Annotated in this window: 16 protein-coding genes and 1 tRNA gene; 8 read left to right on the top strand and 9 right to left on the bottom strand. The window is 62.1% G+C overall.

Features of this window, described 5'->3' with window-relative positions; translation table 11 throughout:
• Positions 1 to 240: 240 nt before the first annotated feature.
• Both AAFO90_RS14945 and AAFO90_RS14940 read right to left on the bottom strand, forming a co-directional pair.
• Positions 241 to 316, bottom strand: a tRNA-Ile gene (locus AAFO90_RS14945).
• A gap of 37 nt (positions 317 to 353) precedes the next feature.
• Positions 354 to 1,283 carry a LysR family transcriptional regulator gene (locus tag AAFO90_RS14940; RefSeq protein WP_347509875.1) on the bottom strand — a complete coding sequence of 310 codons (930 nt, stop codon included), beginning with the start codon at positions 1,281 to 1,283 and terminating at the stop codon, positions 354 to 356.
• Between the two features lie 119 nt (positions 1,284 to 1,402).
• Between AAFO90_RS14940 and AAFO90_RS14935 the strand changes: the two genes are divergently transcribed.
• From AAFO90_RS14935 to rnd, 4 genes are all read left to right on the top strand, one after another.
• A complete protein-coding gene (locus AAFO90_RS14935; protein ID WP_347509874.1) occupies positions 1,403 to 2,371 on the top strand; it encodes an MBL fold metallo-hydrolase in 969 nt (322 codons plus the stop codon).
• 126 nt (positions 2,372 to 2,497) lie between these two features.
• On the top strand, positions 2,498 to 3,544 hold the full coding sequence (purM, locus tag AAFO90_RS14930) for a phosphoribosylformylglycinamidine cyclo-ligase (RefSeq protein ID WP_347509873.1): 1,047 nt from the start codon (positions 2,498 to 2,500) through the stop codon (positions 3,542 to 3,544).
• Entirely contained in the window at positions 3,541 to 4,137 is a 597-nt protein-coding gene (purN, locus tag AAFO90_RS14925; RefSeq protein ID WP_274827956.1) for a phosphoribosylglycinamide formyltransferase, read from the top strand. The genes purM and purN overlap by 4 nt, the downstream gene beginning before the upstream one ends.
• An 83-nt stretch (positions 4,138 to 4,220) precedes the next feature.
• Positions 4,221 to 5,378 carry a ribonuclease D gene (gene rnd, locus AAFO90_RS14920; protein ID WP_274832259.1) on the top strand — a complete coding sequence of 386 codons (1,158 nt, stop codon included), beginning with the start codon at positions 4,221 to 4,223 and terminating at the stop codon, positions 5,376 to 5,378.
• A gap of 113 nt (positions 5,379 to 5,491) precedes the next feature.
• Here rnd and AAFO90_RS14915 read toward each other — a convergent pair whose 3' ends face one another.
• Positions 5,492 to 6,001 carry a hypothetical protein gene (locus AAFO90_RS14915; RefSeq protein WP_065273373.1) on the bottom strand — a complete coding sequence of 170 codons (510 nt, stop codon included), beginning with the start codon at positions 5,999 to 6,001 and terminating at the stop codon, positions 5,492 to 5,494.
• A gap of 135 nt (positions 6,002 to 6,136) precedes the next feature.
• On the opposite strand from AAFO90_RS14915, the gene AAFO90_RS14910 reads away from it, so the two are divergent.
• Positions 6,137 to 6,547 carry a SufE family protein gene (locus tag AAFO90_RS14910; RefSeq protein ID WP_347509872.1) on the top strand — a complete coding sequence of 137 codons (411 nt, stop codon included), beginning with the start codon at positions 6,137 to 6,139 and terminating at the stop codon, positions 6,545 to 6,547.
• Between the two features lie 18 nt (positions 6,548 to 6,565).
• Here AAFO90_RS14910 and AAFO90_RS14905 read toward each other — a convergent pair whose 3' ends face one another.
• On the bottom strand, positions 6,566 to 7,279 hold the full coding sequence (locus tag AAFO90_RS14905; RefSeq protein WP_347509871.1) for a YafY family protein: 714 nt from the start codon (positions 7,277 to 7,279) through the stop codon (positions 6,566 to 6,568).
• Between the two features lie 96 nt (positions 7,280 to 7,375).
• On the opposite strand from AAFO90_RS14905, the gene AAFO90_RS14900 reads away from it, so the two are divergent.
• Positions 7,376 to 8,005 (top strand): glutathione S-transferase family protein, encoded by a 630-nt coding sequence (locus tag AAFO90_RS14900; protein ID WP_347509870.1) that lies wholly within the window; start codon positions 7,376 to 7,378, stop codon positions 8,003 to 8,005.
• 30 nt (positions 8,006 to 8,035) lie between these two features.
• Here AAFO90_RS14900 and AAFO90_RS14895 read toward each other — a convergent pair whose 3' ends face one another.
• A complete protein-coding gene (locus AAFO90_RS14895; RefSeq protein WP_347509869.1) occupies positions 8,036 to 8,761 on the bottom strand; it encodes a DUF1638 domain-containing protein in 726 nt (241 codons plus the stop codon).
• 1 nt (position 8,762) lies between these two features.
• On the bottom strand, positions 8,763 to 9,464 hold the full coding sequence (locus tag AAFO90_RS14890; RefSeq protein ID WP_065273377.1) for a B12-binding domain-containing protein: 702 nt from the start codon (positions 9,462 to 9,464) through the stop codon (positions 8,763 to 8,765).
• 248 nt (positions 9,465 to 9,712) lie between these two features.
• On the opposite strand from AAFO90_RS14890, the gene AAFO90_RS14885 reads away from it, so the two are divergent.
• Positions 9,713 to 10,765 (top strand): PA0069 family radical SAM protein, encoded by a 1,053-nt coding sequence (locus tag AAFO90_RS14885; RefSeq protein ID WP_347509877.1) that lies wholly within the window; start codon positions 9,713 to 9,715, stop codon positions 10,763 to 10,765.
• Positions 10,766 to 10,808: 43 nt separating this feature from the next.
• Positions 10,809 to 11,027: a DUF6500 family protein gene (locus AAFO90_RS14880; protein WP_065273379.1), complete on the top strand. Its 219-nt coding sequence runs from the start codon at positions 10,809 to 10,811 to the stop codon at positions 11,025 to 11,027.
• 104 nt (positions 11,028 to 11,131) lie between these two features.
• On the opposite strand, the gene bmt is transcribed toward AAFO90_RS14880, so the two are convergent.
• The 3 genes from bmt to AAFO90_RS14865 form a co-directional block, all read right to left on the bottom strand.
• Entirely contained in the window at positions 11,132 to 12,154 is a 1,023-nt protein-coding gene (gene bmt, locus AAFO90_RS14875; RefSeq protein ID WP_347509868.1) for a betaine--homocysteine S-methyltransferase, read from the bottom strand.
• Between the two features lie 70 nt (positions 12,155 to 12,224).
• The gene (locus tag AAFO90_RS14870) at positions 12,225 to 14,204 is read right to left on the bottom strand and encodes a phosphatidylglycerol lysyltransferase domain-containing protein (RefSeq protein ID WP_347509867.1); all 1,980 of its coding nucleotides are present in this window, start codon (positions 14,202 to 14,204) and stop codon (positions 12,225 to 12,227) included.
• 130 nt (positions 14,205 to 14,334) lie between these two features.
• Entirely contained in the window at positions 14,335 to 14,652 is a 318-nt protein-coding gene (locus AAFO90_RS14865; protein ID WP_274832110.1) for a DUF1476 domain-containing protein, read from the bottom strand.
• Positions 14,653 to 14,776: the final 124 nt, after the last annotated feature.

Genomic DNA, 14,776 nt, shown 5'->3' with positions numbered 1-14,776 from the left:
GCGGCAGGCGCTTGAGCTATTTGAGGGCTCCGCGCCTGCCGCGCTTGCCAAACCCGAAACCGACGACTACCAAAATCAAACCCGCAGACTCTCGTCATGAGCGAGGGACCAGCGGGGGGCAGGTCAATCGCACTGAAAACTGCGGTACACCTTCCTCATAACCCATTGAAACTTATAAGGTGGTGTTTTGGCCTTGCGGTACACCTTGGGCATTGAAAACATTATATTTTTTCTGGATGGTGGTAGGCCCGGCAGGATTCGAACCTGCAACCAAAGCGTTATGAGCGCTCTGCTCTAACCGTTGAGCTACAGGCCCGCCGTAAGCAAGTGGTTAGGAAATGGCGCGGGTAAGGTCAAGCGATGATTGTCGCGGGTCTCGGCTGCGCCGCCCGGCGGTGTATCTGGGTCAGGCGCTCTGTCACTCCATCGATCACCAGTTCCCGCCGCCGGTCGATACTGTGGCGCGAGGGGAAGACCGCAAAGACGTCCTTGTCCGGGGCGTTGTACTCCGGCAGCACCTGTTCGAAGGTGCTATCGCGCAGCTGGTCATCGACAAAAGGACGCGGGGCGCGGGTGTAGCCAGAGCCGTTGGTCACCGCCTGAATGATGAGTTCGGGATCGTCTGCCGTGAAACCAACCCGTATCGGCGCCAGGACTTCCTTGCCATCGCGGTGCAGCGGAAAGAAACCTTCGGTCTGGTCTTCGTGCAGCTGGATGAACTTAAGCCTTATCAAGTCTTCGGGCTGCTGCGGTCGCCCCACGGCATCAAGATAGGCTGGTGAAGCAAAGAGCACGGTTTCCAACTCCGCGATCTTGCGGCCCACGCCATCGGTGCTGCCCAGCTTGCCGCTGCGGATGGTTAGATCGTAATTCTCGCGCACCACATCGACCAGCCGGTCCTCCAGCCGCATGACGATGTCTAGATCGGGGTATTGCCGGTCCAGCTCCAGAAGAAGCGGTCCGACCACGCTGCGGCCAAGGAAGGTGCTGGTGCTGATGCGAAAGGTACCGGAGACGCTGGCGTTCAGGCTGTCCAGCTCGGCTGTTAGCCGGTCATAGCCACCCAGCAGTCCCTGGGCGTGGGTAAAGACCAGGTCCCCGGCGCGGGTGGCCTGCACCCCGCGAGCACTGCGGTGCAGCAGTTGCTGGCCCAGTAGGCTCTCCAGTTGCTTGATCTGCTGGCTGACGGCGGATTGGGTCATACCCCGGCGCTGCGCTGCGCGGTTCAAGCTGCCTTCATCCAGTGCCACGACGAATGTTTCCAGAAGTGAAAGCCTGTCCATGATATACCTATTAGCAATGCTTATAATGGGTGTCTGACTTCTGTGACTGATCCCCAAGATATATGCACCTTATCTGCAGGGTGCGGGGAAATTCCGCTGATCAGATATTGGAGTGTCTTATGACTATCACCCGAAGAACCCTTTTGAAAGCCGCTGCGGTCGCCCCAGCGGCGGCTGCAGCACCTGCATTGATCACTCCTGCTGCTGCGGCGCCGCAGGGGCCGACGCCAGTGCTACATCAGTTCACACTAGGCGATGCGCGGATTACCGCGCTGCTGGATGGGCATCTGGCGATCAAGCCGGAGTTTTTCACCGGCTATGACGCCGCCAAGGCAGAGGCGGCGCTGGCAGGCTCGCTTTATCGCGAAAATGCGAAAGGTCTGGAAATCCCGGTCAATGGCTATCTGGTGAAGCAGGGCGGTGAATATACCCTGATCGATACCGGGACGGCACAATTGATGGGGCCGGATTTGGGCGCGCTGCCTGCGGCCCTGGCAGCGGCGGGTGTGACGCCTGAGCAGATTACGACCGTGCTGCTGACCCATATCCACCCTGACCATAGCGGTGGATTGCTGACGCCGGATGGCCGTGCCGCCTTTGCCAATGCGGAACTGGCGGTGGCTGCGGCGGAGTGGGATTACTGGCACGATGAGGCGGTTCTGGCTGCTGTGCCTGAGGAAAGCCGCGGCTTCTTCCAGACGGCGCGCAACAGCGTCGCGCCTTATGTGGACCGCCTGAAACTGTTGAGGGGGGAGGCCGAGGCCGCAAGTGGGCTCAGCGCGGTGCCGCTGCCCGGCCACACACCGGGACATACCGGATTCATGCTTGATGCGGGCAGCGAGGCGCTGTTGTTCTGGGGCGATGTTGTTCACAGCGCCGCCCTGCAATTCGCCGAGCCGGATTGGACCATTCCTTTTGACGTCGATCAGGCGCTGGCGGCGCAGACGCGGCGGCAGATGTTCGACCGGGCGGTGGCGGATGATCTGCTGGTGGTCGGCATGCATTTGGACTTCCCGGGGCTGGGCAAGGTGCTGCGCGCAGGCAAAGGCTTCCGGTTTCAGCAGGCACCTTGGCAATTCGGCCTGTAATCCGAGCGTGAGAGACGCAGTTTGACAGGTTTGCCGCGCTGCCTCTTGCGGCGCGGCAGATTCCCTTGTTCCCTTCCGAAGCGCCTTGCGTTAAAGGCTGCGCAACGTTTCTAAAGGAGCCAAGCGATGACCAGCGGCAAGAACGGTTTGACCTATGCGGATGCAGGTGTGGACATTGATGCAGGAAATGCATTGGTGGACCGGATCAAGCCGGCCGCGAAACGCACCAATCGCTCTGGCGTGATGAGCGGTCTGGGCGGCTTTGGCGCGCTGTTTGATCTGAAGGCCGCCGGCTATAATGATCCGATCCTGGTTGGCGCCACCGATGGCGTCGGCACCAAGCTGCGCATCGCCATCGACACCGGCGTGGTGGACGGCGTCGGCATCGATCTGGTTGCCATGTGCGTCAACGATCTGGTCTGTCAGGGCGCCGAACCTTTGTTTTTCCTGGACTATTTCGCCACCGGCAAGCTGGAAACAGAAACCGCCGCCCGCATCATCGAAGGTATCGCCGAGGGCTGTGTGCGCTCTGGTTGCGCGCTGATCGGTGGTGAGACGGCAGAAATGCCGGGCATGTATCCTGAGGGCGACTTTGACCTTGCGGGCTTTGCCGTCGGCGCGATGGAGCGCGGCACCGCGCTGCCCGAAGGCGTGGAAGAGGGTGATGTCCTGTTGGGGCTAGCCTCGGATGGGGTGCATTCCAATGGCTATTCTCTGGTGCGCAAGCTGGTTGAAGTGTCGGGACTCGGCTGGGATGCCGATTGTCCCTTTGCCGAGGGCACACTTGGTGAGGCGCTGCTGACTCCGACCCGGCTTTACGTGAAACAATCGCTGGCGGCGGTGCGGGCAGGGGGCGTGCATGCGCTGGCCCATATCACCGGCGGCGGTCTGACCGAGAACCTGCCGCGCGTGCTGCCCGAAGGGTTGGGCGCTGATATCGATCTGAACGCCTGGGCGCTGCCGCCGGTGTTCAAATGGATGGCGGAAACCGGCGGCATCGCCGAGGCTGAGATGCTGAAGACCTTCAACTGCGGCATTGGCATGATCCTGTCGGTCTCTGCCGACCGCGCAGATGCGCTGACTAAGGTTCTGGAAGGCGAAGGCGAGACCGTCAGCCGCCTTGGCTCCGTGACCCCGGGCGAGGGTATGCGTTACTCGGGCAAGCTGCTGTGAGCCACAAGAAGGTTGCCATTCTGATTTCGGGCGGCGGCTCCAATATGGTGTCGCTGCTGGAAAGCATGACCGGAGACCATCCGGCGCGCCCTTGTCTGGTGCTCTCGAACAACGCCGATGCCGGGGGGTTGAAAAAAGCCGCTGCTGCTGGTGTTGCGACCGCCGTGGTGGATCACCGCCCGTTCAAGGGCGACCGCGAGGCGTTTGAGGCGGAACTGGTCAAACCCATTCTGGAGGCGGGCGCCGATATCGTCTGCCTTGCCGGGTTCATGCGGGTTCTGACCGCTGGTTTCGTGTCGCAGTTTAAGGGCCGGATGCTGAATATCCACCCGTCGCTGCTGCCCAAATACAAGGGGCTGCACACCCACGCACGCGCGCTTGAGGCAGGCGACAAGGAACACGGCTGCACCGTGCACGAGGTCACGCCCGCGCTGGATGATGGCCCGGTTCTGGGGCAGGCGCGGGTTCCGATCCTACCGGGGGACACGCCCGAGGATCTGGCCCAGCGGGTTCTGGTGAAGGAACACCTGCTGTATCCGGCAGTGCTGCGTCGTTACGCAGCCGGGGACCGAACACCGGTTCTGATCGACTGATCTTTCCCGCGCCGTTTGCAATGCAGGAACCAAGGGCGTATCACCGGGTGATACGCATGAAATATAAAGAAAAGCCGCGACCGATGAAAACACTCACCACCACCGAAGAGTTGACTGCCTTCTGTCAGGAGGCTGCCAAGCATGATTATGTGACGGTGGATACCGAGTTCCTGCGCGAGCGAACCTATTATTCCAAGCTGTGCCTGATCCAGCTGGCGTTTTCCGGCGATGGTGAAACGGACGCGGTGCTGGTCGATCCGCTGGCCGACGGTCTGTCGCTGGAGCCGCTTTACACGCTGTTCCGCGATGAAAGCGTGGTGAAGGTGTTCCATGCCGCGCGGCAGGATCTGGAGATTTTCTGGGTCGATGCGGGCGTTTTCCCGAAACCGCTGTTCGACACGCAGGTGGCCGCCATGGTCTGCGGATTTGGCGAACAGGTGGGCTATGAAACTCTGGTGCGCAAGATCGTGAAACAGGGGCTCGACAAGACCTCGCGGTTTACCGACTGGTCGCGCCGCCCGCTGAGTGATGCGCAGAAAACCTATGCGTTGGCGGATGTGACCCACCTGCGCCGGATCTATGAATACCTCGCCGCTGAGCTGGACCGCAGCGGTCGCAGCCATTGGGTGGCCGAGGAACTGCAGGTTCTGACCGACCCAGCCACTTATGACATTCGCCCGCAAGAGGCCTGGCGTCGGATCAAGACCCGCACCACCTCGGGTAAATTCCTGGCCGTGGTGCGCGAACTGGCGGCCTTCCGCGAAGATTACGCACAGCGCAACAACGTGCCGCGCAACCGGGTGTTCAAGGACGACGCACTGGTCGAGCTGGCCTCGACCAAACCGCGCACCGGATCGGATCTGGGTGGCTCGCGCCTGCTGCTGCGCGAGGCCCGCAAGGGCGCCATCGCCGAAGGTATTTTGGAGGCAGTTGGCCGCGGTGTGAACTGCCCGCCGGAAAAGCAGCCCAAGCCCGACCGCAGCCGTGAAAAACTGCAGGTCAATCCGGCGCTTGCGGACCTGTTGCGGGTACTGCTGAAGGCAAAGACCGAAAGTTCAGGCGTCGCAGCCAAGCTGATCGCGCCTAGCGCTGATCTGGATGCTATCGCCGCCGGGCAGCGCGATGTGGCGGCCCTGACGGGCTGGCGCCGCGAAGTCTTTGGTGCCGATGCGCTACGTCTGTGTGACGGGGAAATCGCGCTGGCGGCGCAGGGGCAATCCGTGAAGGTTGTTTCCCTCTAAGCGGCACCCTTTCCTGCGAAAAATCTCTCACATTGCCCTGACGAACCTTTGGTGGTCGTCAGGGTCTAAGCGCGGGTACAAAGGGCAGCAGCCTGTTCGCGTACGGCGCCTGATCAGCGACGGCGGCTTTCGCGGGCGTTGCCGGATCCGTTGACGCGGATCGTGCGAATACCCGCCAGATCCTGCCTTCCGAGGCTAACCGCAGCGCGCAGGGTGCGGCTGAAGGCACTGCCCACGGCGGTGGCGTCTTCGGGATAGACCACCCGGAAATCATATTCGAGAACGGCAGGATCGTCATTCGGCACCGGGCGCATCTCGACATCAAAGGCGCCGAGCCGCGAGGCAACACCAGTGGCATAGACGATGGCGCCGGTGGGGGTCTTTTCAATGCGCAATTCACTGACCTCGGCGATCAGAACGCTGCGGTCCTCGGCCTCGGGTTTGTCGAGCAGGCCATTGCCGACCTTTTCGGGGATCAGCGGGTTCACATCGCCGTCTACCGGGGCCTCAGCCACACGGGAGCTGCCGAACCAGTTGCTCGGGTTGATGCGGGAGTCACGCCAGCCGCCGCAGCCCGCCAGAACAATTGCACTGGCCAAGAGTAGTGAAAGGGGTTTGCGCATGATGTCCTGCCCGTTTGAGTTCTCCCTGATTGTGGTTACCCGATTGCTGCTGCGTTGAAAAGCGGTTGAAAAGACCGGGCCAGCCGCATAACTGCTGATCTGCTCGCACCGTAACCAACAGGGGATTGTCCTTTCATGGCCAGCGCCGCATTTGAAGAGATCGTCGAGGACTTCGAATTCCTGGAAGACTGGGAAGACCGCTATCGCCATGTCATCGATCAGGGCAAGGAAATGACCCCGCTGGACGATGCGCTGAAGGTCCCCGCAACCAAGGTCGAAGGCTGCGCCAGTCAGGTCTGGCTGCATCCGGTGATCGAAGACGGCCGGTTCCATTTTGACGGCGACAGCGACGCGATGATCGTGCGTGGTCTGATTTCGGTTCTGCGGTCGCTTTATAACGGGTTGACGCTGGCCGAGGTTCTGACCGTGGATGCCAAGGCTGAACTGGGCCGCTTGGGGCTGAACGATCACCTTTCGGCGCAGCGCTCCAACGGTCTGCGCGCCATGATCGAGCGGATCCGCGAGACCGCCGCCGCCGCGTCCTGATCCGCCCCTGATCTGCGCCTACGGAGGGGCCTCTGTCTGGGATGGTGCACAGCGCGCTTTTAGCTGTTCGATAAACTCCCTGAGCAGGGCAACCCTGCGCGGGCGAAAGCTTTCGCCGGTTTGCGCGTATCCTTCGATGCGGGTGATGTGAAAAAACCTGAAATCCAGCCGTTTGCAGCACCAGGCGAGCAGCATCACAGTGCGATCATTGTACGACAGGGCCAGCGGATAGATCCTCCGCTGTGTGCGCGCGTCCTGCAGATCGCGATAGCCAATATCCAGCGCCTCCTCGGCCCACATCGCCTCGCGCAGAAGGGTCATGTCGATCGTCGCCTGCGGCGGCGCATTGAACCGGTGTACCAGATTGACCGCATGCATCGCTTGGCGCTGCTGGCGTTCTGGCAGGGTGGCCAGAATCTTGACCAATGCATCATTTGCCGCTTGCGCCAGATCCGCATCGCCTCGCTGGTTCACATCGGCCAGCCCCAGCATCAGTGCCTCCAGTTCGATCTGGCTAAAGGTCTGCGGTGGCAGGGCAGGGTCCTCGGTCATGGTGTAGCCGAGACCTGCCTCGCCTTCGATCCGGGCGCCAGCTGCGCGCAGGCTGTCGATGTCGCGATAGATCGTGCGCTCGGATACCTCCATTGCAGCAGCAAGCCGCGCAGCCGTCACCGGCGGGCGCAGACCCCGGATCAGATGCAGTAGTCGGAACAGTCGGTCGCTTTTGGCCATGGGGGAGATATACCCGGAAACATCCTGACAGAAATTGGCAAGAGGGTAACGGCATAGCTGCGTCATCAGCAACCCATCAACACGAAGGTCATGGATATGCCTACTCTCTTTCATTCCCCTAACAGCCGCTCCTCTCGCGTGATTGCCCAGCTCATACTGATCGGCAAGCTGGAGGCGGTCGATGTCGTCATCGTAAATGTCGCACGCGGTGATGGCACCGGGCGTCACGACCCGCGCAATGTCCATCCCGAAGGCAAGGTGCCCTATCTGATCACCGATGACGGGCAAGAGGTCCGCGAAAGCGCCGCGATCATGATGTACCTGGATGAGCTCTTCGGCCAGCCGCTAAGCCCGAAGATCGGCACGCCTATGCGTGGGAGCTTCCTAAGCTGGATGAGCTATTATGGCGGCGTCATGGAGCCCGTCATCGTGTCCGCCTTCTCCGGCATTGACCATCCGGCGATCACCGTGAATTTTCGTGGGATGGCAGAGGTTTGCTCCGCACTGGAGGCGGGCTTGAAGGATCGGCCGTTCCTGTTGGGAGAGGACATTGGTATTGCAGACATCCTTCTGGCTTCACCCTTTCAATGGGCGCCCCATCTGATGCCAGACAGTCCTGCGATCAAGGCCTGGGTCAAACGGGTTGGCAATGCCTTGGATGGTTCGGCGCTGGCAGCCTACGAGGCTAACGCGGTGGCGGAGCTCGGTGCGTTGCAAAGCGCCTGAGCGAGAGGGGCTAAATTGGGGGCGCGTAGGTCAGTCCTGCGTGTCCCTAGCGCCCCAGCGCCGGATCGCGGTTTCCAGATCGCCATAGCCGGTGTGGCGGTGTTCAAATTCCAGCCCCATGCGATCTGCGCAGGCGCGGGCCTTGTCCACCAGCGCGGGATCGCTGATCTGGGACTGATAGACCAGCTTGGTGTAATTGCCGAACACCATGTCGCGCAGCTCGGGGTGCTTATCCAGCCCCATGGGACGCCAGACAAAGGCGTCGAACTGTTTGACCAGAAAATCGGTGAGGTAAAAGGCGGTGATTTCGCCCTCGTCAGCCTTTTGAGCAAAGGCTTCGTTTCCCTCGAAAAAGGCGTAGCAATGCGGGCCGGGCACCAGTTCCACGCCCAGTTCCGCGCAGCGCTTTTCGAGCGTACCGCCAGTGCCGCAATCGGCATAGACCACATAGATCTGGTCGTAGACCTGCTGGTGTTTCAGCACCGCCTCCTCGACGGCTTCGGTGATCTTGTCGGGATAGATATGCAGTTTCGCGGGCAGGCAGGTCAGATCCATGTGATCCAGACCGTTCTTTTCCTTGATATCAAGGATTTCCCGGGCCAGGGCGCCACATCCGATCAGCAGGATGCGCCCGGTCTTTTTCTCGGGGGCGGCCAGCCCCTGTTCCGCAAGGGAGGCGGTATCGAGACTGCGCCCGGTTGGGGGGCGGAAGGCAGCCCGCTCATTCAGGCGGGCTGCGCGTCCTTTGCGTGCCAAATCAGGCGCTCATCTGGTTGTGCTTGCGCGCGACGAAGTCCTTGGCGGTTTCCACCGCAACAGCCGCATCGCGGCAATAGGCGTCTGCGCCGATGGCCTTGCCGAACTCTTCGTTCAGCGGGGCGCCGCCAACCAGAACGATGTAATCGTCCCGCTTGCCCTGTTCGACCATCGTGTCGATGACCACTTTCATATAGGGCATGGTGGTGGTCAGCAGAGCCGACATGCCGAGGATGTCGGGCTGGTGCTCTTCCAGAGCTTCCAGGTAGTTTTCAACCGGGTTGTTGATGCCCAGATCCACCACTTCAAAGCCTGCGCCTTCCATCATCATCGACACAAGGTTCTTGCCGATGTCGTGGATGTCGCCCTTGACCGTTCCGATCACCATCGACCCCATGCGCGGCGCGCCGGTTTCTGCCAGCAGCGGCTTCAGGATGGACATGCCGCCCTTCATCGCGTTTGCGGCCAGCAGCACTTCGGGCACGAACAGGATGCCATCGCGGAAGTCGGCGCCGACGATGGTCATGCCGCCGACCAGCGCTTCGGTCAGGATCTTGTAGGGCGCCCAGCCGCGTTCCAGAAGGATATTCACACCTTCTTCGATCTCTTCTTTCATTCCATCGTAGAGGTCGTCGAACATCTGCTGAACGAGTTCCTCGTCATCCAGTTCCGCCAGGATGATTTCGTCTTCTTCTTCCGACATGGGCTTGTTCCTTGACTGGCGGGGTATCCCCGGCTTGGCCTTATTCACCGACTAATGGGCCAGAATGACGCAGCGAAACTGCATTATTTGCGACACTGCCTTTATCCGAACCGACCTATAGGCGGAAAAGATGCCGAATGATAATGAAGATTTCGCAAGGAAATCTTCGCGTTTGCTTGTTTGTTCTTTATTTGTTCCTGTCGCTCTGTCATCCTTGGCGCATGAGTATCGAAAGCGACCAACCCCACATGCGCCGCAAAGGGCGCGCCAGTGTCAGCAATGCGACAGGCCGGTTCGATCTGCCGAGAATCGCGGTCGATGACGGCTGGGAGCAAGAGGCACCGCCGGAGGTGATTCCCACCGAAATCCGGCAGGAAACGGCCAAATCCATCATCAGCTACAACCGCTCGCCGGATCTTCCCTTCGATCGCTCTATCAATCCGTATCGGGGCTGCGAACATGGCTGTATCTATTGTTTTGCGCGGCCCACGCATGCCTATCTGGGCCTGTCACCGGGGCTGGATTTCGAAACCCAGCTGATCGCGCGGCCCAATGCCGCCGAGCTGCTGCGCAAGGAGCTCTGCGCGAAGCGATACAAGGTGGCGCCGATCGCCATCGGCACCAACACCGATCCCTACCAACCCTGTGAGCGGGATCTGGAGATCACCCGCAGCTGCCTGAAGGTGCTGCGGGATTTCCGGCACCCCGTGGCCATCGTCACCAAGGGAGCGCTGGTCGAGCGGGATATCGACCTTCTGTCAGAGATGGCCGCGCTGGGGCTGGTACGGGTTGGCATTTCGGTCACGACGCTGGATCCGGACCTATCCCGCCGGATGGAGCCACGGGCCCCATCACCCGCCCGGCGGCTGGCCACGATCCGCCGCCTGTCGGAGGCGGGGATCCCGGTGCGGGTCATGACGTCACCCATCGTGCCGGGATTGACCGATCACGAGATTGAGGCGCTGCTTGCTGCCGGGGCCGAGGCGGGCGCCGATGCTGCCAGCTGGATCATGCTGCGCCTGCCGCGCGAAGTGTCCGAACTCTGGCAGGAGTGGCTGTCCTTGCACGTGCCGGGCCGCGCGGACAAGGTTATGGCCCGCCTGCGGGAGATGCATGGCGGGCGGGAATATGATCCGCGCTGGGGTGAGCGGATGCGGGGCACTGGTGAATATGCTGGAATGATCGGGCGCCGGTTTCGCGCCGCCTGCAAGCGTCTGGGCCTGACCGAGAGGTCTGAACCGCAGCGCTGCGATCTCTTTGCGCGCCCGGCGCAGGCCGGGGATCAGCTGGCGCTGTTTTGACCGGGCCGGTTTGGGCACTGGAATGTGGGAATGGGAGTGAGCTATGCGCGCTGAGCTGCGTCAGAAGATCCTTACGGTGTGCGACCGTAAAATTGCTCAGAAGGGGGCCGGTGTCGGCCTGTCCTTTTATGCCTTTTTCGCCAATCGCAATGATGATCCCGCCCTGTTGATGGAGGCGGCCACCTGGTGGATTGAGACGCACCAGCTGGATCATTTCGAAAAGGCAGTGAAGGTTCGAGCCATGGTGGCGGATGGGCTTTAGGCGCCTGCGGGTCACGGAACCCGCTGAACAGGGCTGCGATTGGTGAAACGAAAAACGGCAGCCCGGGATCGGACTGCCGTTTCATAGAATAAAGAGGGGGAAACTTAGCCGCGGCGGCGACCCCGGCGGCTGCGGCGCTCACCGGCAGCAGCGGCATCTTCACCGGTGCCATCGCTGGCCGAGGAGAAGGGGCCAAGCACTTCGACGATCTGCTCCAGCGTGGGGCGGTCACCGCGCGGGCGGCTGTCCAGCGCGGCGCGCATGTGGCGCAGATGCTCGGGCATGGTGCCACAGCAGCCGCCGATGATCTTGGCGCCGCAATCGCGCGCCATCACCGCGTATTCACCCATCAGTTCGGGCGTGCCGTCATAATGGATGTGGCCGTCGACGTATTTCGGAATGCCGGCGTTGCCCTTGGAGATGATCGGCCGCTCGGTGCCCTGCGCCGAAAAGCCGAGCACGGTGCGCAGGATGTCTGAGGCGCCGGTGCCGCAATTGGCGCCAAAGGCGAGCGGCGGATTGTCGAACTCCTCGACCAGCTGCGCCAGCGCTTCGGAGGTGACGCCCATCATGGTACGCCCGGCGGTGTCAAAGCTCATGGTGCCGCACCAGGGTATATCCGCGAGTTTGAACGCCTCGGCCGCGGCGCGGAATTCTTCAGGGGCGGAAATGGTTTCCAGCCAGAGCACGTCGACGCCGCCTTCTTTCAGGGCTTCGGCCTGTTCGTGAAACATTTCCACCGCCAGCGCGTGCGACAGTTCTCCGACCGGCTGCATGATTTCACCGGTGGGGCCGACCGAGCCCGCGACGGCGATCTTGCGCCCGGCCTTGTCGGCAACCTCGCGGCCCAGTTCCGCAGCGGCGCGGTTCAGCTCGCGCACGCGGCCCTGGGCGTCGTGCAGTTTCAGGCGGGCAGCGGTGCCGCCAAAGCTGTTGGTCAGGAACAGATCACTGCCCGCATCGACCGAACCCTGATAAAGCGCCATGATCTTTTTCGGCTCGTCGGTGTTCCACAACTCGGGCGCATCGCCCGATTGCAGGCCCATGTTGAACAGGTTGGTGCCAGTGGCGCCGTCGGCCAGCAGCACGTCTTTGTCTTGCAGGAGCTGAATAAAGGTGTTGGTCATCGCTGATCGGTCCCGTCAAAGGGTTGGCACTGGGGCGCACTGGCGGGCCAGTGCGGAGTGGCCCCTCCTGTCACGGCGCGGCGCGCAGGGCAATTTCATTTTGCTCAAGTTCATTATGAGCCGGATAGCGGTCGAGGAGATCATTCTCTGCGTCCGAAGTCTGGCCTGCGTCATCGCTACTGGTCTGCAGGACTGGCTGCACGGGACCCGGGCGGTGCACAAGACGCAGAAGCTCAATCAGGGAGACAGCCATCTGCGGCCAGCTGGGCGACGCCAGATAGCGTGGTTCCCAGCGCGGCGCGAAACAGGATTTGAAGCGGCGCAGTCCCGGATCGGTATGCTTGGCCCAGCGGTGGTCGGGCACTGCCGCCAGCGACAGGCGCGGCACGTTTTCCAGCGCGGCGGCAGCAATCGCGGTGCGCACCAGCGCGTGGCCTGTGCCATCCGGCGCGTCAGGCACGATGCGGATCAGGTCCAGGCACCACTCTCCGGGCGTGGCGTGCAGGCTGACAAATCCCTCAAGCCGTCCGTCCTTCCAGGCAAGGAACACGCGCTGCTCGGCCAGGTATCCCGGTTCGAACCGGCCCATGGTGGTACCGTGGGCGTGTCCGTGCGTGGACTGCCAGGCGGCGTCGATGGCGCCCATCTGGTCGATCGGCAGAGAGGCGGGGGCCTGCATGACCTTGAGGCCCGCCTTTTCCGCATGGCGGAGCTTGCGGCGCAGCTGCCGGTGGGAGGAGCCGCTGTCGCTGAAGGTGGTGGGCCGGACCACGGCCTCTTGCGCGATGCGCAGGATCCTCCATCCGGCCTTGCGGGCCAGCGTCCCAGTGCGGGCGCCGCATTTGTAGAAACAGGCAGAGCCATTCCGCTGCCGAGCATAGGCGGCAAGCGGGGCAAAGACTTCGAGCGTGTGGCCCGACAGGGGATCAAAGAAGGCTACCGTGCATTGCGGGCTGTCAAGCACCGCAAGCTGGTTGAAACCCAGGGCCTGCACGTGGCCTCCGTTCTGCCGGATGATTGCCGTTTCGGCGCAGGCGCGGGTTGCGGGCAGATCTGCGGCAGGGGTGCGACGGGCGCCCAACAGGTCAGCATCGGTCGGGGCGCTGGATTTCGCGCGGCCCATACCCGGGAGGAACAGCATGCCGCAAGCCAGCGCGGCAGGCAGCACATAGTATACAAGGCGAAAGGCGACGAGGGCGCCGACGAGGGCGCTGGTATCCGCGCTAGGCAGCAGGGCGCAGACCGTCAGCTCCAGTGGACCGGCGCCACCGGGGGCGGAGGACAGGATCGCAGCGCCAAGGGCGATCAGATAGACAGGCACCAACATCGACCAGGCAATCTGGACCGTATCCGGCAGCAGCATCCAAAGGGCAGTTCCCGCCGCCACCACATCGATCAGGGTCCAGCCCATCAGCGCCGTCAGGGCAATCAGTGAAGGCCAGCGCAGTCTGAGCTTGCCGATCCTCAGGGACGGAAACCAGAAGCTGGCCGCAACCGCACAGATGAAACCGGCCAGCAACAGCCCGCCAATCCAGCCAAACCCCTGGATTGGCGGGAAGAGCACGAGGGCAACCCCGGCGATAGCGGCCAGCGTGGCCATGAAGGTGAACCCGACAAGGGCAGTGATCTTGGCGGCCTGCAGCGCGGTAAGACCCGGCAGCAGGCGCCAACGGGCATAGGTGCCGGTGATGAGCCCAAAGCCAGCTGTCTGTGAGAACGCGATGGCGGCCATTCCGGCGCGGCGGGCCGCGGCGCCATCAAGGCCGGTTTGCAGATGGCGGTGTGCCACGGAGTCGTAGCGTCCCAAAGCCCAGAAACTGATTGCGGTGGCGATAGAGGCCCCCAGCCAGCCCCATGCGGGCAAGGTGGCTAGTGTGTGACCAAGTTCGGCAAGGGAGGGAAGGCCAAGTTTGGCCTCAAAGGCCCAGAGACACAGGACCGTCATGGCCACAGGCGTGACCCACCGGAAACCGGCGCCAAAACCGTCCTTCAGGCTCGTCCAGAGGCGGCCGCGGCCTGCACCGGAAAGAGGGAGAGTGTGGATTGTCATCAGCATCCCTGCGTAATCGCCGCACCAGCGGTTCGCGCAGGAGAATACCAAAGAAGGCGTTCTTCTTCAGTTAATATCGATGATTTCAGTTAATGCCCCTCCCGACCAAGCTGGGCGGGAGATGCATGCCTCAGCTGATTTCGGACAGAATCTGTTCCTTGGCAAGGGCCAGCGTGTCGGTCATCTTCTCGCGGATGTCATCGGCGCTCACCCGGCCAGTCAGATCCTCCGCCAGCTTGCGGACAACGTCCTCGTGCCCCGGTTCCTGAAAATCGGCGGTAACCACCGTTTTGGCATAGGCCTCGGCTGCATCGCCGGACTTTCCCAGCATTTCGGCCGCCCAGAGACCGAGCAGCTTGTTGCAGCGGGCCTGCGCTTTGAACTGCATTTCCTCATCATGGGCAAATTTGGCCTCGAAAGCCTGCTCGCGACTGTCAAAAGTACTCATCATTTCCTCCTGTTCCGCACTATGGCATGAAATGACTATGCGCCTGCCCCGGTCGCACTGCAATAGCGCCAAGAGCGGCCTGCGGAACCAAATATCCCTTCACAGCAAGCCTGTGACCGCGCGC

Origin of the sequence: Phaeobacter sp. CAU 1743 (assembly GCF_039839315.1) — a bacterium.
Classification (GTDB): Bacteria; Pseudomonadota; Alphaproteobacteria; order Rhodobacterales; family Rhodobacteraceae; genus Phycobacter; species Phycobacter gallaeciensis_A.
The sequence above is the reverse complement of the archived record's forward strand: the minus strand, read 5'-3'. Positions and strand labels throughout refer to the sequence as shown.